We start from the raw sequence: 21,631 nt of genomic DNA on the forward strand, positions 1-21,631 counted from the left end.
CGAGCTATTTATAACCTGCATTCAACTCTGAAGTGCATCAGTTAATCATCTGGAAAAGAACGGTCAGCTGAAGATAACATCTGCCGCTTCTTCTCCGCCAAGAGATTAAGTGATGACAAAACGTTACCGATAGCTGACCGAAGAGCAACGATGCCAGATTTGGGTGCTAAAGAAAAGTGATTGGAGTCAGAGGCAATTGCCAGGGAAATCGGTGTTAGCCAGCCTACGATCAGCAGAGAGCTTGCTCGTAACCGAGACGAAAAAGGCTATCGCTATAAGCAAGCTCAAAAGATGGCTGAAGAGCGGCGCAGACAGGTAAGAAAACCAATAAAGATACTACCCAAGACTATTGCATTAATAGAAAGCAAGCTGAAGTTACAATGGAGCCCAGAACAAGTTTCCGGCTGGTTAGACCTGGAAGAAGGCCTGTCAATTAGCTATGAAACTATCTACTTGTATATCTGGGTGGATAAGCGGCGTGGCGGTACCCTTTACGAGAATTCACAGTCTCTACAACAAAACTCCTAAACAGGTAATGGGAGAATATACGGTTGCCGCAGCAGCCTAAAGGGTGATGCACTTCAGAGTTGAATGCAGGAAGTAATAAAAGGTGCGCGCATAAGTTCTATGGGCGTCCGCGCCGGCATTGCGCCGGCGCAGTGTAATGGCCCTTGGGGTCTTAGGGTGCGAGACAGGAGAGGCAGCGCACGTAGAGGCCGCGTGGGTCGCGGAAGCTCTGCAACTCGCCGATGGGTGCCAAAATCGGATTTAAGCTATTAAACCAGGCCCCCAGAGGTAGGTTTTCCTCAAGGCTGGCGGCGATACGGGCATCCACATTGTCGCTCAGGGCGCGCAGGAACTTCTCACCGGGTGTCAGTTCGCGCTGGATCTCTATGACGTCGTACTCTTCGATTTCGGCAAGCTGTGCGGCGTCGGCAATGGCATCGTTGAGATTGCCGAGATCATCGACCAGCCCCAGATTTTTGGCTGCGCGCCCGGTCCAGACCTGGCCTTGGGCAATCTTGTGTACTTCCTTGGGGGTGCTGCCACGGGCTTCGGCCACAATCCTCAGAAATTTGGTGTAGGTATTGTCTACGCCCTGTTGCAGGATATTGGCTGCGGCCTCGGGCAGGGCGCGATCCAGGCGCATGCTGCCGGCCAGGTCCGAGGTGCCCACGCCGTCGGTGTAAATCCCCAGGGCTTCGAGAGAGTCCTCGAATGTGGGGAAGGCGCCAAATACACCGATAGAACCTGTCAGGGTTGCGGGAGATGCCCAGATGCGATCGCCACCGGTGGCGATCCAATAGCCGCCGGATGCGGCCAGGCTGCCCATGGAGACAACTACCGGGATATCGGCTTCGCGGGTGGCGAGCAATTCCTGTCGAATGGCCTCCGAAGCGAAGGCGGAGCCGCCGCCACTATCGATGCGTAAAACCAGGGCATCGACTTCCTTCTCGCGTGCCTGGGCGATCAGTTTTACCAGGCTTTCGCTGCCAATTTTACCGGCGGGCGCCCGGCCATCGACAATCGAGCCGCTGGCAGTGATCAGGGCGATCTGATTGGGTTCTTTCTTGATCGCGACTTCGCTCAGTTTCTGGCTGCGCAAATAGGTGAGGGCATCGATGGATTTGTAGTTGCGCTTGTCGCTCTCATCTGCGCCAATAGTCTCGCGCAACTCCTGGACGGCCAAATTGCGGCTGGCCAGTTGATCGACTAATTTATTGGCCAGAGCGGTGCGCGCCCAGTCGCCCTCGTGCTGTTGCAACTTCAGGGGCAGTTCGTCGATAAACAGGTCGATGCTCTCTGTGGGCAGATTGCGCAGGCCGGTCACCTGTTCGGTGTACTCGCTCCAGAGTTCGTGCAGCCAGCGCTGGTTGTTCTCACGGGAGGCCGGAGACATATCGTCGCGGGTATAGGGCTCGATAAAATCCTTGTAGTCGCCCACGCGGAAGACATGGAAGTTGACTTTGAGCTTCTCCAGCGCACTCTTGTAGTAGTTCCGGTAGAGACCAAAACCGGTGAGCATTACCGAGCCCATTGGGTTCAGGTATACCTTGTCGGCGTGGCTGGCGAGGAAATACTGCGCCTGAGTGTAGTTGTCACCCACGGCGTAAATGGGCTTGTCGGCGGCCTTAAAGCGTTGCAGTGCGGCGCCAATCTCATCGAGTTTGCTGAGGCTGCCACCGATCATATGGTCGAGTTCTAGCACCAGTGCAGAAATGCGCTTGTCTTGCGCAGCCCTATCGATCGCGTCGACAAGATCCTTCACCCTGACTTCGGTCGGCCCCTGGGCGCCGCCGAGGAAAATCGGCAAGCCGCTGGGCTGACTGAGTTCATCCACCAGGAAGCCGCTGGGGGCCACCCGCAGGGCGGCGCCCTGAGGGACCACTAACTGTTCATCCTTGCTAAAAAGAGCAGTGCCGATGAACACCAGTAGTACAAGGAATACCAGGTTGGTAAACACTCGCCTCAGCCAGGTGATGGAGCCGCCAATGGCGGCAAAAAAACGCCGGAAAAATCCTTTCTCATCAGATGAATCAGTCAAACCTCAAAACTCCTTAGTGCGCTGAGGGCAAGTAATCTCTACTTATTTGTCGCGAAATCATAAGCGATATGAGCTGCGGCGGGGGTTACTGCAAGCGATGCCAGCGGCTGCTCATCATTGAAGAAAAGAATAGGATAAGGCTAAGGGCTACCAGTACGCCATCCTGCCAGCCGCGTGTAGGCATCATTACATCGACAATACTGGCGGTGATATATAGCAAAAGGATAAAGCAGAGCCACAGGTAGCTGCGGTAGTGCTGCTTGATCAACCCCGGCAGTACCAGCAGTAGAGGTATGGTCTGCAAGCACCACAGGAAAACGGAGCCGCCTTCGAGGAATAGGTTCCAGGCCGCAAACAGCAACAGCATACCGATATAGCAAATCCAGTTAACTCGCAGCGCTATCTTGAGTTTGCGCTGTACGGAATCGTTCACACTTTGTCCTCTAGTTCTCTGCGCCTGGCGCATTTTCCAGGGTCTTGGCCAGGTTGCCGACCCGTTTGCCCAGTGCTCGGCACAGGGCGACCTCATCCTCGGACAGCGAGGTGGCGTGCTCGCCGGACCAGTGCGAGGCCCCGTAGGGAGTACCGCCAGTGCGGGTGCGCATCAGGGCGGCCTCGGAATACGGGATACCGGCGATGACCATGCCGTGGTGTAGTAGGGGAAGCATCATGGAAACTAAGGTAGTTTCCTGGCCGCCGTGCAGGCTGCCGGTGGCGGTAAATACCGCAGCGGGCTTACCGGTAAGACTGCCATCGAGCCAAATATCACTGGTCTGGTCGAGGAAGTGGCGCAGTGGCGAGGCCATGTTACCAAAGCGGGTGGGGCTGCCCAGCAGTAGGCCGGAGCAGTTGCGCAGGTCTTCCATTGTACAGTAGGGGGCGCCTTCGCGCGGGATTGGCGGCTCGCTCGCTTCGGTGTCGGGCGATACGCTGGGCACGGTGCGCAGGCGAGCGCTGATTCCGCTGGCCTCTACGCCGCGCGCCAGCTCGGCAGTCATGCGCGCTGTGGCGCCAGAGCGGCTGTAGTAGAGGATCAGGACATAGCCTTGGTTGTCCCGATTCATCAGATCAGCTCCAGCACATTTTCCGGCGGGCGCCCAATCACGGCTTTGTCGTCTTTTACCACGATCGGGCGCTGGATCAAGATCGGATTCTGAGCCATGGCCTCAATAAGCTGGGCCTCGGTCAGATCTTTGTTTTTCAGCTCCAGCTGCTTGTACGGCTCTTCGCCGGTACGCAATAACTGCCGTGCATCAATGCCCAGTTTGTGCAGCAACTGCTGTTGGATATCCTCGGCAGAGAGTGGCGTTTGCAGGTAGAGCACGACTTCGGGCTCGATACCATTATCCTGTAACAATTGCAGGGTTTGGCGAGATTTTGAGCAGCGGGGGTTGTGGTAAATCGTCCACATTGTGGCGGCATCCTGTTACTGTTTGGCGTATTCTAACCGAAGACGCTTGTGGAGTTCTAAGGCGTATCTGAATAATTCCCCAGGCTCTATGGGGGGCTCAGAGTCTCCCTATTTGGGAGTAGTAATACTGCCGCCGGTGGGGATTGTCCAGATATAGAGGGATCGCAATGAAAAGTATGGTGAAGGACTGGGGAAATCGCTGGCTGCGCTTTGCGATGTCGCTGTGGAAGTTGTTCAATGAAAAGGATTGCCGGCAGAACGCTGCCGCCCTCACCTATCTGACCCTGTTTGGCATAGTGCCCCTGGTGACGGTCAGCTACGCCATGCTGTCTCTGTTTCCCGATTTTGCCGGCTTGCAGAGCAAGCTTCAGGAGCAGCTGTTTTCCCACTTTCTGCCTCAGAGCGGGCAGGAGATTCAGAAATATATCAGCAGCTTTTCCGAGCAGGCGCAGCGTTTGACCGGAGTGGGTATTGGGATGCTGATTGTCACTGCGGGTTTGACCCTGCGCGGTATCGAAGAGACCTTTAACGCTATCTGGGATGTGCCAAAGGGGCGCAGTGGAGTTTCCAGCTTCCTTTTGTACTGGGCGATTTTGAGTCTCGGCCCGATTTTGTTGGGGGCCGGCCTGGCGACGAGCACTTATCTTTTTTCACAAAAGTTATTTCTGGGCGGGGCTGACTCCTTTGAGGTGACGTCGCTACTGCTCAGGGTTCTGCCATTTATTTTCAGCACCATTGTTTTTACCCTGCTGTTTATTGCCGTGCCCAACTGCAATGTACCACTGCGTCACGGTATTGAGGGCGGCATCATAATCTCGGTTGCCTTTGAGATTATGAAGTACCTATTCGGTGTGCTGGTCGCGCGCAGTTCGGTTCAGGCCATCTATGGGGCTTTTGCCGTTGTTCCCCTGTTTCTGCTTTGGATCTATCTGATGTGGATACTGGTATTGGCCGGCTGTGTGCTGGTGCGCACACTGGCTGTTTACCAGGCCGCGACCCAGGAGCGGGAGCACTCGGATCTGGTTGCGATCCTTATTGTTCTCTGGCAAATGTACAGAAAGTGCGCGCAGGGGAGGCCGTTGCGCGAGCGGGATATTTCCCGGATGGGAATCAAGTTTGCCCAGTGGCGGAAACTGCGAAACATTCTTCAAACCAATCGGATGATCACTCAGACCGATCGCAATGATTATGTACTGCTGAGAGACTTAAATAGTGTTTCTCTGGTGGAATTGGCCAGCTGGCTGAGCGAGGAGTGGATGCCCAGTGGCATTCCCGTAAACTTGGATGGATTGCCCTGGTATGTCGAGGTGGAGCAGCGTTTTGCCAATGCCAGAGAGTCTACCCGGGAGCAGTTGGGGATTACGGTCGGGGCGCTGTTCCTGGAGGCCGAGCAGTGGGACAATGAAAATAGACCCACTGGCTTGGGTTATGATGGCGGGGCCGATGAAGGGCAAACTAAGGTTGAAAATGGGGGTGATAGTGGCGCTGAAGAGGGAAATAAAGCAGGGGACGGAGAGAGCGGCAAAGGCAATCTTTCTTTTGTTGGTGTGCGCAATAAGCGCCTGCGTTAAAGACCCCAAGCCCCTGCAAACGATTGCGGGGGAGTCGCTGGATATATCCGGGAAAGTTTTGCTGGTGAATTACTGGGCTGAGTGGTGCAAGCCCTGTCGGGAGGAGGTTCCGGTACTGAACCAGTTGGCGCACAGCAGTGATAACATTGTTGTTATCGGGGTTAACTTTGATAATTTACCCGCAGCTGAAATACAGCAGCAGGCGGACAAGCTCGGTATTACTTTTCCCGTGCTGACAGCTGAGCCGCAGGGGCGCTGGGGGCAAGATAAGCCGGCGGTACTGCCCTCTACATTTATCATTGGTGCCGATGGGCGCTGGCAAAAAACCTTGATAGGGCCACAGGAAAGAGACGATTTTATCACGGCTCTAAAACTATAACTAACCTATCTATCGGGTTGTGGCGGATCGCTGATAGCATGCCGCCACTTTCCCTTTTGTTCCCGGTGGGACCCAGACCCTATGCATATTAGTTCACTTGCCTTCCTGCTTTTATTTGTTGTTTTTCTGTACGGACTTTTTCGCTGGCAGAAAAGTCGTGACACCCTCGCGCCGGCTGTATTGGCGGGCTTGCTTCTCGGGGTTATCTTTGGGGGCACTTTGCAGTTGTCCCGGGGCTGGGGGGCGCTACCCGCAGAGGTCATACCCTGGATTGAGATGATCGGAGACAGCTACGTTAACCTGCTGTACCTACTGGTGATGCCCCTGGTGTTGACCTCCATATTAGTGGCCGTAGTCAAAGTCAGTCACACACAGGCCTTGGGTAAAATCAGCATCTCAGTGATAGGGGTACTTTTAGGAACGACGGCAGTAGCGGCCCTGATTGGGGTGGCAATGGCCGAGTTGTTTGGGCTGTCTGCGGCGGGCCTGGTGGAGGGTTCCAGGGAGGCGGCGCGGGTGGAAGTGCTCAATGAGCGCATTGGCCGGGTCAGCGACCTTTCCATTCCTGAGATTATTACCTCTTTTGTGCCGCGCAATATTTTTCTGGATCTGACCGGCGCCCGCTCCACCTCTGTGATTGCCGTAGTGATATTTGCGGTGCTTCTGGGGTTGGCCGCGCTGGCGGTGCGCCGTGAATTTCCCGAAGAGGGCGCGGCGATCGAGCGTTTCGTGCATGTGGCTCAGGTCTGGGTCATGAAGCTGGTACGCCTGGTGATGGCTTTTACACCCTATGGGGTGCTGGCCCTGGTCACGGGCCTGATCGCAAAATCCAGTATGGGAGATATTCTCAATTTACTGGGGTTTGTGCTCGCGTCTTTTACCGCGATTGGCCTGATGTTTTTAGTTCACGGCCTGCTGCTGTTGATTGGCGGTATTAACCCGCTCCACTACTTCACCAAGGTGTGGCCGGTATTGGTGTTTGCTTTCAGCTCCCGCTCCAGCGCCGCCACTATTCCCCTGAATGTGGAGACCCAGGTAGAGCAGTTGCGCACCTCCCCGGCTATTGCCAATTTCTCTGCGTCTTTCGGTGCCACCATTGGTCAAAATGGTTGCGCGGGGATCTATCCGGCGATGTTGGCGGTCATGGTGGCGGTGCCCATGGGGATCAATGTGTGGGACCCGGTGTGGCTGGCGACTTTAGTGGCGGTGGTCGTGATCAGCTCTTTCGGTATTGCCGGTGTTGGCGGTGGCGCTACCTTTGCCGCTCTGGTGGTACTGCCGGCGATGGGTTTGCCGGTCACTATCGCGGCCCTGCTTATCTCCGTTGAGCCCCTTATTGATATGGCGCGCACAGCGCTGAATGTAAATGGGGCCATGACTGCGGGCACACTGACCCAGCGCTGGCTTGGCGACGAAGTGCCCGGCCCTGAGGTTGTCGAGGGCTAGGGTAGATTTGGGATTTTCCCGGAGCTGCCGACATAATCGCGGCAGCTGTCAACCAACTGGGCAAAGCGGCGTTTTAATCTCAGACACTTATCGTTTGGACTGTTGTTATTCCCCGAACAGGAGCAATCTATGACAAAGCTGATAGGGCTATCACTGTTAACGGCGAGCCTTATTTTTCCGCTTACATCACTGGCAGAAACTGGCAGTGGGGCGGATGGGCATGATCACGGCGACCATATTGAGAATCGCCTCGACCGAAAGGGTGATCGTATCGAGAATCGCCTCGATGAGAAGGGCGATCGTATTAATGAACGTCTGGACCGCCGCTCTGAGCGGGCTGCCGCCAACGGCAAGGAGAAGTTGGCCGCGCATTTAGACCGGAAAGGGGATCGCATCGATAACCACCTGGATAATAAAGGCGAAAAAATCAACGAGCACCTGGATAAAAAAGGTGAGCGTATAGATAACCGATACGATCGCCATGAGCGGAGAAAGGAGCACCACCACGAAGTGAGCGAGAGCAATAACGACTAATCGCTGCTGGTGCTAACTGGCATTATCTTGTGAGTTGCGGCGAACGAAGGTGCCTCTGAATAATTCTGTACTCTCTCTGCGGGCCTTGACGGCTGTAGATGTTATGCGCGGCTTGCTGTGAGTGGCTAGGCCTGTTGCAGCACAGTAGCTGTGGCCTTCGAAGCCCGTTCTATGGGGGCACAGCGCTCACACTCTGTGTTGTTACTTCTGGGGAGGCTGGGTGCTTCCGTGAAGTTGCGCATTGATTGTGATCACGCTGACAACGAAAAGCATCACGGAATTATTTAGAGGCTTCCCAATAGCCGCAGCAAGCTTCCATCCTGGCAAAGGGACCTCAATCGGCTTTTATGGATCAGTTTCTCGCCTCGGTGGAAAAGCGGGCATTCACTATGGCGAAATTTGCTGTAGGGAACCGTGATGATGCGCTGGATATCGTTCAGGATTCTATGCTGTCGCTGGTTAAAAGCTATAGCGCCCGGGATCGGGCTGAGTGGCGCCCGCTATTTTTTACCATTCTCAACAATCGTATTACCGACTGGCATAGACGCAAAAAAAATCTATCCCGCTGGCAGCTGCTGAAGGATAAGCTCCCGGGCAGCAGTGATGAGGAAGAGTGGGATCTATACGAGTTTCCAGATCCCAATGGCCGCAGTCCCCACAGCGAGCTGGTGGCTGAACGCACGATAAGAGCCATTGATCACGCTATTGAAAAGTTACCTCTGCGTCAGCAGCAGGCTTTTTTACTGCGCTGTGTCGAAGGCTTTGATGTCAGTGAGACAGCAACGGCTATGTCTTGTAGTGAGGGTAGTGTGAAAACCCATCTATCGCGCGCATTGCGCAGTTTGCGTGTTCACCTGGAGGCGATGGAATGACAAGTTCCAGCAACTGTTCATCGACTGATAACCAACGCTTGCTTGAAGCAGCCAGTGCAGCTGTTGTGTGCAGGGAGGAGTCCCTCGACAAGGAGACGCTGGCGAGGCTGCGCAATATCCGCACTGCGGCGCAAACACAAAGTATTAAAGCGCGGCGCTATTCTCTCAGTTCTCTATATCCCTATTTTTCGCTGGCAGCGGCCTCTGCAATAGTTTTGCTGGTGCTTTGGTGGCCTAGTCCGGTTGTTGATAGTGATTACCCCACTGAGTTATTCGTGGGTGGCGACTGGTTGCTGGATGAAGATATGGATATTGAGGTGATTGAGGATATGGAATTTTATCATTGGTTGGCGGAGGAACTGGATGGCCACTCTTTGTAGTGTGTTATTCATCGCACTGATGACTGCGCTTTGCTGTGCCGCTGCCAGTTGGGCCGACGCGCCCGAGCCCACTCAAGGGCCCGTCCCGCCACACAAAGAAACTGATGTCAGAGATACCTGGTCGGGGGGTGGGCATGATTAATACTGCGTCCTCTCTGATTAAGTTTTGCCTGCTAGTAGCCTTGTGCCTCTGTACTAATAAGGTTTGGTCCGTGGCGTGGGACAGCCTCAGTGAGAGTGAACGGCAGTTGCTCCAGAGTGCGGAGCAGCGCTGGTCGAGCCTGTCGGAAACTCAGCAGGACCGGCTGCTGCGGGGGGCGCGTCGCTGGAACTCAATGAGTTCTGAGCAGCGCAACAACGCCCGCGAGCAGTACGAAAAGTGGCAGTCTCTGCCCCAAGAGCGTCGCAATCAGCTGCGGGAATCCTACCGGCAGTACCGCGAACTACCGGAAGAGCGGCGTAACAGTATTCGCGAGGCGCGGCAAAAGTACCGGCAAATGTCACCCGAGCAGCGTGAGCAGATGCGAGAGCGTTGGCGTGAAGCCAGGGGCAATAGGGCCAGCGGGGAGAGGTCGAGGGGCGAAAAGAGTAGAAGAGAGCGCTTGAGAGAGGAGCGCTTAAGGGGAGAGCGGTTGAGACAAGATCGCCCGAGAGGGGAGCGGAGGAGAGGAGATCGGCCCCGGCGGGAGCAGGAAAGGGGTCGCCGGTCTGAGGAGACTCGCCGGAGGGGGCGCCGGGGCGATGCCGAGCGGCCAGAGGATGAAGTAAGCGCTGATACTTTAAGCTAGAGGCCCCCCAGTTCAGCCTCTATTCAGATCATTTTGAGTAATCTAGCTGTCATTGATGACTAGCGGGAGATTAATCGTGCAACCTTACAAACAGCTTATCGCAGGTGTGGCAGTTGCGGCATTGGTGGGTCTCAGTTCTACGGCGAATGCCGGCCCCCAGGGGTATGCTGCCGATGGCTATGACTATGCGCGAGTTACCGAGGTTATCCCTGTCTACACCGATGTTCAGGTGATCACTCCCACGACCCAGTGCCGTGACGAGCAGGTTGCCTATCGCGCCCCGACCTCCCCGGCAGGCACAGTTGTCGGCGGGCTGATTGGCGCGGCAATCGGCAATAACCTGGGCGATCACGGTCATCGCGGGCGCCACCACAGCCACCATCGTGGGGGGGCGACAGTTGCGGGCGCCCTAGTGGGTGCACTGGTCGGCAACCAGATCAGCCGTGCCAATGCCCCCGTCCACTACGCGACCGAGTCCCGTTGCCAGGTTGTGGATCAATACTCTACGAGACGGGAATTAGTCGGATACGATGTACGCTATCGGTATAATGGTCAGGTTTACTTGACTCGCACTGACCATCATCCGGGCGATAGAATCCGGGTTCGTGTCGCAGTATCGCCGGCGCCTTGAGCTGGCTTGAGGGCGGCAGTGAGTTTTAATAGGGTGGAAAGTTGGATATCCACAGGAGCCGCACCGTGAAACTGAATCGTACCTTAGTGGGCTTATTGACTGTTGTTGCTGTATTTTTACCGGCGCTTGGTAGCGCCTCGGTACACAGCCACTCCGCCTATGAACGCGAGAGCTTAAAGCCCTTCTTTCTGCGTGTTCAAGGCGGCCAAATTTCAAAAGACCGGGCGGCTGCACTGGTGAAGAAGCGCTTTGGTGGAAAAATTCTCGCCATTACTGAGAGCAAAAAAAAGGGGCGAGCGGTGTATCGGGTGAAGGGGCTATCGGCCAAAAGCCAAGTCTATGTCGTCTTTGTAGATAAGCAGAGCGGCAATATCTCCCGCTGAAAGAATAATTGCGAGCAGTAATAAGGTAAGTTCTATGCGCGCACTATTAGTTGAAGATGAATCCCTGTTGCGGCAACAGCTGGCGGAGTCCCTGCGCACGGCGGGGTACACCGTTGACGAAGCCCCCGACGGGGAGGAGGCACTCTATCTGGGGCGGGAATACCCCTACGATGTTGCCGTGATGGACCTGGGACTGCCGAAAATGGACGGTATCCAGGTGATTGAAACACTGCGCCGGGAAGACAAGCACTTCCCCATTTTGATTTTAACCGCTCGGGGCCACTGGCAGGAGCGGGTCTCTGGCCTGGAAGCGGGCGGGGACGACTACCTGGTAAAACCTTTCCACACCGAGGAGTTACTCGCGCGGCTGAATGCCCTGGTGCGCCGTTCCGCAGGCTTTTCATCACCGACGATTAAAGCGGGTCCTATTGTTCTGGATACCAGTGCACAGCGGGTCAGCGTAGACGATGTCGAGTTGGAGCTGACCTCGTTTGAATACAAGGTGCTTGAGTACCTGATGTTGCATCCAGATGAAGTGGTATCGAAAACGACCCTGACAGAACATATTTACGAGCAGGACTGTGACAGGGACAGCAATGTAATAGAAGTGTTTATCGGTCGCCTGCGCAAGAAAATCGATGTGGCGGCCCAACTCAAGCCTATCGAGACCCTGCGCGGGCGCGGCTATCGCTTTGTGATACCCCAGTGAAGCTCGCGGGGTTACCCTTGATCTCCTATCTTCTAGCCTCCTTGAAAGGCCGCCTGGCGCTGGTGACCAGTCTTGTGTTGGTCGGCTTTATTCTGCTGATTTCCGGGGTGCTTGAGCACGCTTATCGAACCTCACTGGATGAAGCCAAGCACAGGGAGTTGCAGCTTTATATCTACACCCTGCTGGCGGTTGCCGAACCCGAGGGCAACAGCCTAATTCTCCCGTCTAATCTACCGGAGCAACGCTTCAACCAACCGGACTCCGGCCTGGTGGGGGCCGTTATCGACCGCGAGGGTGAGATTATCTGGCGTTCGGAGTCGGCCCTGGCAATGCCACAGTTGGAGTTTTATCCGCTGTCGCAGGGGCAGGAGTCCTATTCGCAGGTATCGGTTCCGGGGCAAGAGGAGCGCTACAGCAGCTTCCGCCAGGGAGTTGCCTGGGGCCTGGAGGGCGAGAATTTATTTACCTTTGCGGTACTTGAGGATGCCGCTCCGCTGCAGGCTCAAGTGGAGCAGTTTCGCTCGACCATGTGGCGCTGGCTGGGGGTGGGGGCGCTGCTATTAATTTTCGCCCAGTGGCTGGTTTTACGCTGGGGGTTTGCGCCGCTAACGGCTTTGGCCTGTGCCCTTCAGGATATGCAGCGCGGCGGTGCCGATCGGCTGGAGGGGGATTTTCCACGGGAGCTGCGCCCGCTGACCGATAACTTAAATCTATTAATTGAGAATGAGCGGCGCCAGCGAGAGAAAACCCGGCACACCCTGGCCGATCTGGCCCACAGTTTGAAAACACCGCTGGCCGTTTTAAAGGGGCTTCACTTTTCCGGGGAGTCAGGTGCTGTCGGCAAAACGTTGACGGATCAGGTGCAGCGGATGGACAGTATTATCAGCTATCAGTTGCAACGGGCGGTAACCAGCTCGCCAAAATCCATTATCCGGGGAACAGCGGTGGCGCCACTGCTGGATAAAATCCTGGATGCCCTGGAAAAGGTGTATCGCAGCAAGCCGAGCGAGGTTGAGAGCTTTTGTGATAAAAATGCCCTGTTTTACGGCGATGAGGGCGACCTGATGGAGGTCCTGGGGAATTTGCTGGATAACGCCTATAAGTACGGTGACGGGAAGCTGGCGGTTTCCATTGAAAATATGCCGGATGGTCGCAAGCTGTCTATTCGGGTCAGTGACAACGGCCCCGGTCTCGATAGCGAAAAGTGGCAGGCGGTTACGCAGCGGGGGGTGCGCGCCGATGAGCAGCAGCCCGGGCAGGGGATTGGCCTCGCCGTAGTGGTTGATATTGTTGAGAGTTATGAGGGGCAGATCCGAGCAGCCCCTCTGTCATCGGGAGGCACGGAAATTACAGTACAGCTGTAATTTCCGCTTTGTGGCAACTTACTCAGAACCAGTTTTCCTGCATATCGAAGGGGACACTATTACCCGCTTGCAGCAGTGCGATCGCGGTCTCAGTTTTCGGCAGCTCCCATTCAAAGTAGTATTGGGCGGTGTGCAGTTTGCCCCGGTAAAAATCCTGTGCCTCTGCCGTAGGGGCATTTTCCAGCGCTTTTTCTGCAATAATTGCCTGCTGTAGCCACAGCCAGGCAATAACGGTACAGCCGAACACATCCAGGTACAAAGTGGCATTGCCCAGTCCCCGGTCTACATCTTCCTGAAGCTGGGAGAATAGTGCGAAACTGGTTGCATCCAGTTTTTCCAGGGCCTCTTCCAGCATTTTAGCCAGAGGTTCGAGCTTGCTGTCTCTGGCCTGCATGACCGTATTGCGGATTTCTGCCTGTAATAGCTGATAGCCGGCAAGATTCTTTGCGGGTACCTTGCGCCCCAATAAATCCAGAGCGTGAATCCCCTCGGTGCCCTCGTGAATCGCATTCAGGCGGTTGTCGCGATACAGCTGCTCTACTGGGTACTCGCGAATATAACCGGCCCCACCTAAAACCTGGATCGCCAGCTCATTGGCTTTGAGGCAATATTTTGACGGCCAGGATTTTACTACCGGCGTGAGCAAGTCGAGTAGCGTTGCGGCCTTGTTGCGCTGTTCTTCGGTGGGGGCGGTATGCTGGTCCTCGTAAAGTGAGGTGGCGTAGAGGCTCAAGCTCAAGCCGCCCTCAGTGTAGGCTTTTTGCATCAGCAACATACGGCGAACATCGGCGTGCTGAACGATGGGAACCTGCTTGGAGTCGGGATCGCGGTTTGAAGGCGTGCGCCCTTGGGGACGGCCTTTGGCGTATTCGAGTGAGTAGGTGTAGCCCTGGTAGCCCAGTATTGATGCGCCAGCCCCGACACTGATACGGGCCTCGTTCATCATTTGGAACATATATTTCAGGCCCTGGTGGGGTTCGCCGATCAGATAGCCTACCGCGCCGCCGTCCTCGCCAAAGCTCAATACCGTTGACGTGGTATTGCGGTAGCCCATTTTGTGCAGCAAGCCTGCGAGTTTTACATCGTTGCGCCTCGACGGGTGCCCCTGTTTATCCAGCAGAAATTTGGGTACCAAGAATAATGATATGCCTTTTACACCTGCGGGCGCGCCTTTTATTTTTGCCAGCACCAAGTGAACGATATTTTCGGTGAGGTTTTGATCGCCACCGGAGATAAACATTTTCTGGCCGTGAATACGGTAGCTGCCATCTTCTGCCGGTGTGGCACTCGTGCGAATATCTGACAGGGCCGAGCCCTGGTCCGGTTCGGTCAGGGCCATAGTTCCGGCAAAACGCCCGTCCAGCATTTGCGGCAGAAATTGCTTTTTGAGCGCTTCGCTAGCGAAAGTACGTACCAGGTTTGCCGCGCCAATGGTGAGAAACGGGTAGCTGGCACTGGCGATATTTGCCGCAGATATATAGGCGAGGGCTGTGCGCAGAATAACTTCCGGCAGTTGCAGTCCCCCCTCCTCAGCATCACAGTGTGCGGCGAGAAATCCTGCGGCGGCAAAAGCGTTCCACGCCTGTTTGGTTTCCTCGATAACATGGACGCTTTCACCATCAAAACTCGGCTCGTTCGCATCGCCCTTGGCATTGTGGTTAGCGAAAAATTTTTCGGCAATGGCGAGGGCGGTATTGAGCGTTGCATCAAAAATCTCACGGGAGTGATCGCTGTATCTAGGGCGGTCGACCAGAGATTCGGTATCTAAAAACTCGTAGAGTAAAAAATTGATCTCACGCTCATTGAGCAGTTGATGGGCCATGTTTACCTCTTATATTATTTTTTTGGTAACTCATTGATTTATCGGCGGGTTTCCAGAAAACCTTCCCGCCTGGAAAGCCGCGCCTTCTAAGGGGCCTCTGAGAGTCTCGCAGAGATATTGCGGAATTATTCAGAGGCTCTTTAAGTAAACGCGCAGGGCAGACAAGGGGCAATGACTGATTGTGTGAATCGACTTGGCGATTGTTGGGGCGTTATTCAGCGGCTCTCTAAAAGGCGGGCTGGCCCAGCAGTAACTATTTGGGTGTTTGTTGCGTAGCCGCTGCGCCCTCTATAACCGATTTGGGCGCTACCTCACGCCACAACTGGGAGGAGAGTTCTGCGGGGCTCTGCTTACACCCGGCGGCGATCCACTGGCCCAGCGAACCCGCCACATCCGGCCAAACTATACGGCGGGGGGGAGGGCAGTGAGCGAGCCATTGTGCGATAGACCTGGCGTTGATCTGCTTCACTACAGTGGCCATTTTGAGTTGAGTGAGTGCCTTGGCATTGGCTTCCTGTTCAAATTGATTGGTGAGCGGTCGGCTGAGGATCGGTTTGCCCAGGGCCAGGGTTTCGGCTAATAGCTCAAAGCCGCTGTTGCAGATTACCGCCTTCGAACTGACTAGGTCCCGCTGGAAGCCATCGATAGAGGGGGCCTTAACCTGAATGTTGTCAGCGGTGGGCAGATTGTGGGGCACCCCGTAGACGATAAAGGCGTGGGGCAGCTTGGCGAGTTCATCCAACATTGGGATCGGCTGTTCAAAGGGGAGGTAGACCAGAATATGCTCGCCCTGTACTTGCGGATATACGGGTTTATGCAGAACGATGGGGGGTAGGATCGGATGGCCGAAGTGGTGCCAATGTAGGCCGATACTCTCCTGTGTCGGGGCAAATGATTTCAGTATGGCGCGGGATGCCCACTTGTTGCGCGGGGTGGGGATCGGGTGCTCAAAGGCGTATTGATGCCCAATGCCAATACTGCGTTTTTTTCTCAACTTTGCCGCCCAGGCTGTGACGGGTTCGTAGTCGCTGATCACTAAGTCAAAATCGTGAACAGGCAGAGCCCTGATATCCCTGATAAATTTCCCGACACTGATATTTTTTAGCGTTGCAAAAGTGTTCAGGCGGCCGCGACTGTGTGTAAAGGTCATCCCCTCCCGCCACCAATAATTTCCAAAGGGGGACATCTCAAACAGGCTCTCTTTTGGGCGGCCTGAAAATAACCACTGCACCTCAACTTCCGGATATTTTTTAAATTGCTGAGCCAGCGCACGGGAGCGGCTAATATGCCCGTTGCCGGTGGATTGAACGCCATACAGTATCTTCATAAAAAAGCAGTACCCACGATTAACCCGACACTGGTCCCCAAAATAGCGCCAGCACAAATATCTGATGGAAAGTGAACCCCCAGGCCGACTCTGGCCGCACCGACGCCGGCGGCCCAAATATAGCCAAGCCCCCACATGGGGTTAACCTGGTGGACCATTAAGGTGATAAAAAGAAAGGCGCATGAGGTGTGGCCGGAGGGCAGGCTGAATCGATCGTGTGCCACAATCACCGAGCGCATACCTGGAATTGACTGGGGCGGGCGAAGCCGCCGGGTGGTATTTTTTATGCCCCAGTAGAGGCCGCGCTCCAGTGCCACCGCTGTACATGCGATATAGAGTAACTGCATCGCGGAATTGAGCCATACATAGGCCAACAACAGTGCCCCTGCGGCCCAGCCATCCCCGGATTTGGAGAGCCACAAATAGCGCCTACGGGAGCTGGGGCGCGATGCCCGCTCAACCATATAAAGCACAGCAGATACATCAAAACTCTTTAGATTCATCGGTAAGCCTCGCATGCCGATAAGTTATAAAGCGATTGTTGCACTGACTTGACCAGCTTATGTCGAAATAGTGAAACCTTGATTAGTGGGGAAAGTGCGCGAAGAAGTCGCATTTTAAGAGAGCAAGCTTACAGAAAGTATAGGGTTTATAGCTCGTTTTAGACTTAAGCGGAAAATGATTTGACTAATAAGTGTCAGAGATTTTCAAATTTATTGAGGCGACTCTATACGTCGTGAAAGTTGGAGGAGATGAAAGGTCGTAGCGTTGGCAGTTTTATTTTTATCAGAATTTTCAACAGAGAGGGAAGGGGGTTGCGGGGGCTGAAGTCCCCCGAAAAATAACCGCTGTTACAGTGAGGCTAGGCGGCTATATCAAATGCCTGAATTAACTCAAAGCGCGGTATTTCATGGCCATCTTTGGAAGCTGACCCTGTAAATAGGCTCAGAGGGCGCACCCAGACACCATAGCTGCCATAAAGGGCCCGATACACAACCATAACCTCTTCGGTTTCACTGTGTTTCGCGGTGTGTAAAACCTCGTATAGATTGCCTCGATAGTGGCGATATAAACCGCGCTGCATGGGTACCTCTAACTCACGTGATGGGGGGCAAGCTGTAACTGCTCGATGCGATTTCCATGTAATACAGCAGAGCCTGAATAGCGATGTTCGCCGGTTGAAGTAAACTCGAACTTGTAGCTGCGATGAAGGCTGAACAAGCCTCTTCGATCCTTCTTTATCCGGGTGCGCACCAGTAGCACCGTGTCGTCCAGCAGTTGAACACCGAGCTGTCGGCAGTGTTCAGATGCGGCTCGCCGGACATGCTCCTTAGCGGCCATACTGGCCCAGATATACCAGAGGAGCATAAAGAACAGGGAGAGCCACAGTATGTCGGTGAGGGTGTAGTACATTGCTAAACAGTTGCTATGATCGCTTTCCAGCAAGAATACCATTTAAGGAGCGCTAATGTCCGGCACGATTTTAATTACCGGCAGTAACCGTGGAATTGGCCTTGAGATGTGTACTCAATTTGCCGAAAGCGGCTGGAAGGTCCTGGCCTGCTGTCGGCAACCGGAGCAAGCCACTGAACTTCGGGCACTGGAGGGGCGCTTTCCTTCAGTGCGGGTGATCCGCCTGGATGTGACTGATTATGACCAGATGGCCTCCCTGGGCAAAGCGCTTGCCGGGGAGCCGATTGACATACTCCTCAACAACGCGGGCTACTATGGACCTAAGGGGGTGAGATTTGGCGCCATTGACCCTGGGGAGTGGCGCCGGGTCCTGGAGTCCAACACTATCGCGCCCTACATGATGGCTGAAACCTTTTGTGACAATGTTGCGGCCAGCGAGCACAAGCTTATCGCGGTGATCAGTAGCAAGGTCGGCAGTATCGCGGATAACCACTCTGGCGGAGGCTACCTCTACCGAACCTCCAAGACCGCTGTTAACCAAGTGGTGAAAAGCTTATCCGTCGATTTAGAGCCGCAAGGAATTAGGGTTTTGGCCCTGCACCCGGGGTGGGTGAAAACCGCTATGGGCGGCCCGGCAGCACTGATTTCTACACAGGAAAGCGTTGGCGGACTAAAAAAACTGCTTTTAGACGATGAGCTGGTAAAAACGGGCCATTTCTATAACTACGATGGCAGTGAAATTCCCTGGTAGAACCGGGTGACCCCAGAGGCCCCATAGTGCGGGCCTCGAACGTCGTAGAGATATCGCGCACTGATGCCCCTGTAATGGCCTGTGACAAAACTTCCCTGAGAATCCCATAAAATACAGTTTCCGAACCCAGCGTATCAGCGGCATTGGTAAGCCTCGCGGGTCGGATTTATTTGCTTAAACATTTCTGCATATAACCACAGGATTGTCGTATTTGCCCTGTGGCGAGCAACAGCTTGCCGATTGCAAGATTGGGCAAGAATACGCAAGAAGTTTTCTATTATCCCGAGCGAAACATGCGTGAAAATGCCGTCAGGTTCAGGGCTGGTACAGGTTGGCCCTCTAGAATGCCGGCGGGTTTATCTTTTAGGCAAGGAAAACAACCCCTGACCAGTGTGTCCTCGAAGGAGCGGATATCATGAAATGGCTCGGTGCATTAACCCGGCGCAAAAGTGTTTCTACCCAACTACTGAAGTCGCCAATCCTCGCCGTCCTGATAGTGGCTGCGCTGGTGGGTTACCTGGGAGGGATGTCAATCTGGGTGGCGCTATTAGGTGTTATTGCTTATTACTCCAGAGGCTGTGATTGGCGGGCGGGCGCCTACAATCTCGCCTGTGTGGTCACAGGGCTGGGACTGGGGCTTGGCGCCCAAGCCGCAGCGGCTAAGTGGCAGATAGACCCCAGTATTTTACTTGTGCCGATTGCGCTGCTGTTTTCCATGATTAGTGTGTGGGCGATGGGTCTGGTTACCGGTATCAGAAATACCCCCAGCTATGCCATTGGTATTATTATCGCATTCCTTGCCCAGCTGGATATCACTCTGGATGCCTACTTCCAGTTGATTGCTGCGGTGTCGGTTGGAGCGATATTTGCCGGCTTGATTGATATTTTATGGCCGCGCAGGGCGAGAACTGCGGGAACCTGTTAATTTTCTCCCCGCTAGCAGCCCGCCCTGAGGGGCTCTCCAGGTCACATGGTGTCGAGGTGTTGCTCAATGTTGAAGCGTATAATTCTATCAACACTAATGGTAGTAGTGACGGCTTTGGCTTTTACCGAGCCTTATGAGGCAAAAAGCAGTATTGAGCCAGAGCACTACCGGACACTTCTCCGTTGATGTAATTTGTTGCTCTTTTCTAATTTGGTTATGGAGGACCGCTAGTGAAAGCAGAGTTTTGGCACGACAAATGGAAAAGAAATGATATTGGCTTCCATGAGGGAGCGGCTAATTCACTCCTGACCGAGTTTTTTCCCAAACTGTGCCTGTCCCCCGGTGATCGTATTTTCTTGCCGCTGTGTGGTAAAACTAGAGATATCGCCTGGTTGCTGGGGCAGAATATAGCGGTGGTCGGTTGTGAGCTCAGTGAAGCGGCGGTGAAGCAGCTTTTTAACGAGCTGGCGGTGACCCCACAGATAAGTCAAGTAGGTCGTCTAAAGTGCTACTCCGCTACCCATATTGTTATTTTTGTCGGTAATATTTTTGATTTGCAGAGAGCGGAACTGGGCCCGGTTGCTGCGGTATATGACCGGGCTGCCTTGGTGGCCCTGCCGGAAGAAACTCGTAAGCGCTATGTAAAACACTTGCAGGATATTACCCAGATCGCGCCGCAACTCCTTATCACCTTTCAGTATGATCAAGCGCAAATGCCGGGTCCGCCCTTTGCTGTGGGCCGCGATCTGGTTGATGAATATTACGCGGTGAATTATAACTTGCAGGCTTTGACAGCAAGAGCGGTTGTTGGTGGGTTAAAAGGCAAAGTTCCCGCCAGTGAGGAAGCTTGGCTGTTAACCCCCCAATAATTACGGCTTTTGTTGCGACGGCTCAACAGTTGGCAAGGGCTGACAGCCGAGGGTCAAATTTTCTTTTTTGGATTTTGGCCACTTCTTAACGGCTATTTCCATTTTCAGGGCGGTTGATTTGTCGGGCAGCATGACAGAATACACCAAGCTGAGAGGCCCCTTGCCGCGCAGGGCTTTAGCGGTTTTGGGACCATCACTACAGTGCTCAGTAAATCGCCTATCGAGATCATTGGTGATACCCGTATAGAGTGCCCCGCTGGCGGTTCGGATAAGATAGAGAAACCAATTTACCGCTGGCTCTGCCTTCATTTGTCTGCCTGCTTAATTCGTAGACTCAAGAGAATAAATCCTGTTGCGCACTGGGGGGAGCGGGCGGCTTGAACTGGGAGCAATCCAAGTCGAGGCGCCGGTGGTCCAAGCCTAATTTTTTAATGGCTACCTGAAAGCGCCGTTGAAGCAGCTGAGCAAATACGCCGGTTCCTGTGCGTCTCTGCGAAAAATCACTTTGATAGTCCTTTCCCGCGCGGCTCTGCTGTACCAGGCTCATCACATGTTTTGCCTTTTCCGGGTAGTGTAGTGCTAACCACTCCCGAAATAGAGGCGCCACCTCGTGGGGAAGGCGCAACAGGATGTATGCGGCTCTTACCGCCCCCGCTTTATGTGCTGCACACAGGATTGCTTCCAGTTCACTGTCATTGAGTGCTGGAATCATCGGAGCGGCAAGCACAGCGGTAGGAATACCTGCCGCACTCAGCTGCTCAATGGTGCGCAAGCGTGCGGAGGGACCGGCGGTTCGGGGTTCCAGCTTGCGTTTTAGGGTATTGTCCAGAGTTGTCACACTGATAGCGACTTGCGCCAGATTTTCTTGGGCCATTTCGGCCAGTAGGGGCAGATCCCGCAAGATCAACTGGCTTTTGGTGATGATAGTTACCGGCTGGCGAAATGCCTGCATCACTTGCAGTAAGCTCTGGGTAATCCCCTTCTCCCGCTCCAGGGGTTGATAGGGATCGGTATTGGCTCCCAGGGCGATGGGACTGCACTGATAGTTCTTCTTTCGCAGCGTTTTCTCTAAGAGTTCAGCGGCATTGGGCTTGTAGAAGAGCTTGGTTTCAAAATCCAGACCGGGCGATAAATCCATATAGGCATGGGCCGGGCGGGCGTAGCAATAGATACAGCCGTGTTCGCACCCCCGATAGGGGTTTATGGATTGTGAGAAAGGAATATCCGGCGATTGGTTGGTTGCGATAATACTTTTCGCTTTTTCCGGGGTGGCAGAGGTTATTAATCTCACCGGCTCGTCGGGCTCTGTTTGCCAGCCGTCACTTTCACGGGAGCTGGATAACTCGGCAAAGCGCCCAGCAAGGTTGTTGGCTGTTCCCCGGCCTTTAGCCGCTGGGGGTGTTTTGATAGGGGGGCGATCTGACATAGCTATAGCAATAACTGTATTAATGTACAGTTTACGCTGCCATTTTACCTGATTGCAAGATCTTGCTGGGAATATACAGAGAGGA

Annotated in this window: 26 protein-coding genes; 15 read left to right on the plus strand and 11 right to left on the minus strand. The window is 54.3% G+C overall.

Annotation, left to right across the window (positions count from 1 at the left end):
* Positions 1-180: 180 nt before the first annotated feature.
* Positions 181-528: a transposase gene (locus tag ACJJIF_RS21630; protein WP_444930312.1), complete on the plus strand. Its 348-nt coding sequence runs from the start codon at positions 181-183 to the stop codon at positions 526-528.
* Positions 529-679: 151 nt separating this feature from the next.
* Here the strand turns inward: ACJJIF_RS21630 and sppA are convergent, their stop codons facing one another.
* The 4 genes from sppA to arsC all read right to left on the minus strand — a co-directional run bounded on the left by sppA (position 680) and on the right by arsC (position 3,956).
* Entirely contained in the window at positions 680-2,545 is a 1,866-nt protein-coding gene (gene sppA / locus ACJJIF_RS21635) for a signal peptide peptidase SppA (protein WP_444930313.1), read from the minus strand.
* 85 nt (positions 2,546-2,630) lie between these two features.
* Complete coding sequence (locus ACJJIF_RS21640) at positions 2,631-2,978, minus strand: DUF2069 domain-containing protein (RefSeq protein WP_444930314.1); 348 nt, start codon at positions 2,976-2,978, stop codon at positions 2,631-2,633.
* A gap of 10 nt (positions 2,979-2,988) precedes the next feature.
* Entirely contained in the window at positions 2,989-3,609 is a 621-nt protein-coding gene (gene wrbA / locus ACJJIF_RS21645) for an NAD(P)H:quinone oxidoreductase (protein WP_444930315.1), read from the minus strand.
* Positions 3,609-3,956, minus strand: a complete 348-nt coding sequence (gene arsC, locus ACJJIF_RS21650; protein WP_444930316.1) for an arsenate reductase (glutaredoxin) — start codon at positions 3,954-3,956, stop codon at positions 3,609-3,611. Before arsC ends, wrbA begins: the two co-directional genes overlap by 1 nt.
* A 167-nt stretch (positions 3,957-4,123) precedes the next feature.
* On the opposite strand from arsC, the gene ACJJIF_RS21655 reads away from it, so the two are divergent.
* The 11 genes from ACJJIF_RS21655 (at position 4,124) to ACJJIF_RS21705 (ending at position 13,013) form a co-directional block, all read left to right on the plus strand.
* The gene (locus tag ACJJIF_RS21655; protein ID WP_444930317.1) at positions 4,124-5,527 is read left to right on the plus strand and encodes a YihY family inner membrane protein; all 1,404 of its coding nucleotides are present in this window, start codon (positions 4,124-4,126) and stop codon (positions 5,525-5,527) included.
* Positions 5,424-5,906 (plus strand): TlpA family protein disulfide reductase, encoded by a 483-nt coding sequence (locus ACJJIF_RS21660; RefSeq protein ID WP_444930318.1) that lies wholly within the window; start codon positions 5,424-5,426, stop codon positions 5,904-5,906. The genes ACJJIF_RS21655 and ACJJIF_RS21660 overlap by 104 nt, the downstream gene beginning before the upstream one ends.
* A gap of 81 nt (positions 5,907-5,987) precedes the next feature.
* The gene (locus tag ACJJIF_RS21665) at positions 5,988-7,352 is read left to right on the plus strand and encodes an L-cystine transporter (RefSeq protein WP_444930319.1); all 1,365 of its coding nucleotides are present in this window, start codon (positions 5,988-5,990) and stop codon (positions 7,350-7,352) included.
* A 129-nt stretch (positions 7,353-7,481) separates the two neighbouring features.
* A complete protein-coding gene (locus ACJJIF_RS21670) occupies positions 7,482-7,886 on the plus strand; it encodes a hypothetical protein (RefSeq protein ID WP_444930320.1) in 405 nt (134 codons plus the stop codon).
* A gap of 347 nt (positions 7,887-8,233) precedes the next feature.
* A complete protein-coding gene (locus ACJJIF_RS21675; protein ID WP_444930321.1) occupies positions 8,234-8,758 on the plus strand; it encodes an RNA polymerase sigma factor in 525 nt (174 codons plus the stop codon).
* Positions 8,755-9,138, plus strand: a complete 384-nt coding sequence (locus tag ACJJIF_RS21680; RefSeq protein WP_444930322.1) for a hypothetical protein — start codon at positions 8,755-8,757, stop codon at positions 9,136-9,138. The genes ACJJIF_RS21675 and ACJJIF_RS21680 overlap by 4 nt, the downstream gene beginning before the upstream one ends.
* Positions 9,139-9,350: 212 nt before the next feature.
* Positions 9,351-9,926: a DUF3106 domain-containing protein gene (locus ACJJIF_RS21685; protein ID WP_444930323.1), complete on the plus strand. Its 576-nt coding sequence runs from the start codon at positions 9,351-9,353 to the stop codon at positions 9,924-9,926.
* A gap of 76 nt (positions 9,927-10,002) precedes the next feature.
* On the plus strand, positions 10,003-10,557 hold the full coding sequence (locus ACJJIF_RS21690; protein WP_444930324.1) for a glycine zipper 2TM domain-containing protein: 555 nt from the start codon (positions 10,003-10,005) through the stop codon (positions 10,555-10,557).
* A 65-nt stretch (positions 10,558-10,622) separates the two neighbouring features.
* Positions 10,623-10,940, plus strand: coding sequence for a PepSY domain-containing protein (locus tag ACJJIF_RS21695; protein ID WP_444930325.1), 318 nt, complete (start codon positions 10,623-10,625; stop codon positions 10,938-10,940).
* Between the two features lie 34 nt (positions 10,941-10,974).
* Positions 10,975-11,649 (plus strand): response regulator transcription factor, encoded by a 675-nt coding sequence (locus ACJJIF_RS21700; RefSeq protein ID WP_444930326.1) that lies wholly within the window; start codon positions 10,975-10,977, stop codon positions 11,647-11,649.
* Between the two features lie 17 nt (positions 11,650-11,666).
* Positions 11,667-13,013 (plus strand): ATP-binding protein, encoded by a 1,347-nt coding sequence (locus ACJJIF_RS21705; protein WP_444930327.1) that lies wholly within the window; start codon positions 11,667-11,669, stop codon positions 13,011-13,013.
* 22 nt (positions 13,014-13,035) lie between these two features.
* On the opposite strand, the gene ACJJIF_RS21710 is transcribed toward ACJJIF_RS21705, so the two are convergent.
* From ACJJIF_RS21710 to ACJJIF_RS21730, 5 genes are all read right to left on the minus strand, one after another.
* Positions 13,036-14,835 (minus strand): acyl-CoA dehydrogenase, encoded by a 1,800-nt coding sequence (locus ACJJIF_RS21710; protein ID WP_444930328.1) that lies wholly within the window; start codon positions 14,833-14,835, stop codon positions 13,036-13,038.
* Positions 14,836-15,088: 253 nt separating this feature from the next.
* Positions 15,089-16,162 carry an MJ1255/VC2487 family glycosyltransferase gene (locus tag ACJJIF_RS21715; RefSeq protein WP_444930329.1) on the minus strand — a complete coding sequence of 358 codons (1,074 nt, stop codon included), beginning with the start codon at positions 16,160-16,162 and terminating at the stop codon, positions 15,089-15,091.
* The gene (locus tag ACJJIF_RS21720) at positions 16,159-16,665 is read right to left on the minus strand and encodes a phosphatase PAP2 family protein (RefSeq protein WP_444930330.1); all 507 of its coding nucleotides are present in this window, start codon (positions 16,663-16,665) and stop codon (positions 16,159-16,161) included. Before ACJJIF_RS21720 ends, ACJJIF_RS21715 begins: the two co-directional genes overlap by 4 nt.
* A gap of 359 nt (positions 16,666-17,024) precedes the next feature.
* A complete protein-coding gene (locus ACJJIF_RS21725) occupies positions 17,025-17,246 on the minus strand; it encodes a DUF1653 domain-containing protein (protein ID WP_444930331.1) in 222 nt (73 codons plus the stop codon).
* 8 nt (positions 17,247-17,254) lie between these two features.
* Positions 17,255-17,575, minus strand: coding sequence for a DUF3301 domain-containing protein (locus ACJJIF_RS21730; protein ID WP_444930332.1), 321 nt, complete (start codon positions 17,573-17,575; stop codon positions 17,255-17,257).
* 55 nt (positions 17,576-17,630) lie between these two features.
* Between ACJJIF_RS21730 and ACJJIF_RS21735 the strand changes: the two genes are divergently transcribed.
* From ACJJIF_RS21735 to tmpT, 3 genes are all read left to right on the plus strand, one after another.
* Positions 17,631-18,326, plus strand: coding sequence for an SDR family oxidoreductase (locus ACJJIF_RS21735; RefSeq protein WP_444930333.1), 696 nt, complete (start codon positions 17,631-17,633; stop codon positions 18,324-18,326).
* 415 nt (positions 18,327-18,741) lie between these two features.
* Positions 18,742-19,251: a DUF1097 family protein gene (locus ACJJIF_RS21740; protein WP_444930334.1), complete on the plus strand. Its 510-nt coding sequence runs from the start codon at positions 18,742-18,744 to the stop codon at positions 19,249-19,251.
* 230 nt (positions 19,252-19,481) lie between these two features.
* A complete protein-coding gene (tmpT, locus tag ACJJIF_RS21745) occupies positions 19,482-20,120 on the plus strand; it encodes a thiopurine S-methyltransferase (RefSeq protein ID WP_444930335.1) in 639 nt (212 codons plus the stop codon).
* Here tmpT and ACJJIF_RS21750 read toward each other — a convergent pair whose 3' ends face one another.
* Both ACJJIF_RS21750 and ACJJIF_RS21755 read right to left on the minus strand, forming a co-directional pair.
* Positions 20,121-20,429, minus strand: coding sequence for a GIY-YIG nuclease family protein (locus ACJJIF_RS21750; RefSeq protein ID WP_444930336.1), 309 nt, complete (start codon positions 20,427-20,429; stop codon positions 20,121-20,123).
* A 25-nt stretch (positions 20,430-20,454) separates the two neighbouring features.
* The gene (locus ACJJIF_RS21755; RefSeq protein ID WP_444930337.1) at positions 20,455-21,546 is read right to left on the minus strand and encodes a PA0069 family radical SAM protein; all 1,092 of its coding nucleotides are present in this window, start codon (positions 21,544-21,546) and stop codon (positions 20,455-20,457) included.
* Positions 21,547-21,631 lie beyond the last annotated feature (85 nt).

It is taken from the genome of Microbulbifer regidiadema (SeqCode), assembly GCF_052467605.1.

Coding starts and splice junctions, on each gene's coding strand:
- wrbA (WP_444930315.1), bottom strand. CDS start 3,609: ATGAATCGGGACAACCAAGGCTATGTCCTGATCCTCTACTACAGCCGC.
- arsC (WP_444930316.1), bottom strand. CDS start 3,956: ATGTGGACGATTTACCACAACCCCCGCTGCTCAAAATCTCGCCAAACC.
- ACJJIF_RS21655 (WP_444930317.1), top strand. CDS start 4,124: ATGAAAAGTATGGTGAAGGACTGGGGAAATCGCTGGCTGCGCTTTGCG.
- ACJJIF_RS21660 (WP_444930318.1), top strand. CDS start 5,424: ATGGGGGTGATAGTGGCGCTGAAGAGGGAAATAAAGCAGGGGACGGAG.
- ACJJIF_RS21665 (WP_444930319.1), top strand. CDS start 5,988: ATGCATATTAGTTCACTTGCCTTCCTGCTTTTATTTGTTGTTTTTCTG.
- ACJJIF_RS21670 (WP_444930320.1), top strand. CDS start 7,482: ATGACAAAGCTGATAGGGCTATCACTGTTAACGGCGAGCCTTATTTTT.
- ACJJIF_RS21675 (WP_444930321.1), top strand. CDS start 8,234: ATGGATCAGTTTCTCGCCTCGGTGGAAAAGCGGGCATTCACTATGGCG.
- ACJJIF_RS21680 (WP_444930322.1), top strand. CDS start 8,755: ATGACAAGTTCCAGCAACTGTTCATCGACTGATAACCAACGCTTGCTT.
- ACJJIF_RS21700 (WP_444930326.1), top strand. CDS start 10,975: ATGCGCGCACTATTAGTTGAAGATGAATCCCTGTTGCGGCAACAGCTG.
- ACJJIF_RS21710 (WP_444930328.1), bottom strand. CDS start 14,835: ATGGCCCATCAACTGCTCAATGAGCGTGAGATCAATTTTTTACTCTAC.
- ACJJIF_RS21715 (WP_444930329.1), bottom strand. CDS start 16,162: ATGAAGATACTGTATGGCGTTCAATCCACCGGCAACGGGCATATTAGC.
- ACJJIF_RS21720 (WP_444930330.1), bottom strand. CDS start 16,665: ATGAATCTAAAGAGTTTTGATGTATCTGCTGTGCTTTATATGGTTGAG.
- ACJJIF_RS21725 (WP_444930331.1), bottom strand. CDS start 17,246: ATGCAGCGCGGTTTATATCGCCACTATCGAGGCAATCTATACGAGGTT.
- ACJJIF_RS21730 (WP_444930332.1), bottom strand. CDS start 17,575: ATGTACTACACCCTCACCGACATACTGTGGCTCTCCCTGTTCTTTATG.
- ACJJIF_RS21735 (WP_444930333.1), top strand. CDS start 17,631: ATGTCCGGCACGATTTTAATTACCGGCAGTAACCGTGGAATTGGCCTT.
- ACJJIF_RS21740 (WP_444930334.1), top strand. CDS start 18,742: ATGAAATGGCTCGGTGCATTAACCCGGCGCAAAAGTGTTTCTACCCAA.
- ACJJIF_RS21750 (WP_444930336.1), bottom strand. CDS start 20,429: ATGAAGGCAGAGCCAGCGGTAAATTGGTTTCTCTATCTTATCCGAACC.
- ACJJIF_RS21755 (WP_444930337.1), bottom strand. CDS start 21,546: ATGTCAGATCGCCCCCCTATCAAAACACCCCCAGCGGCTAAAGGCCGG.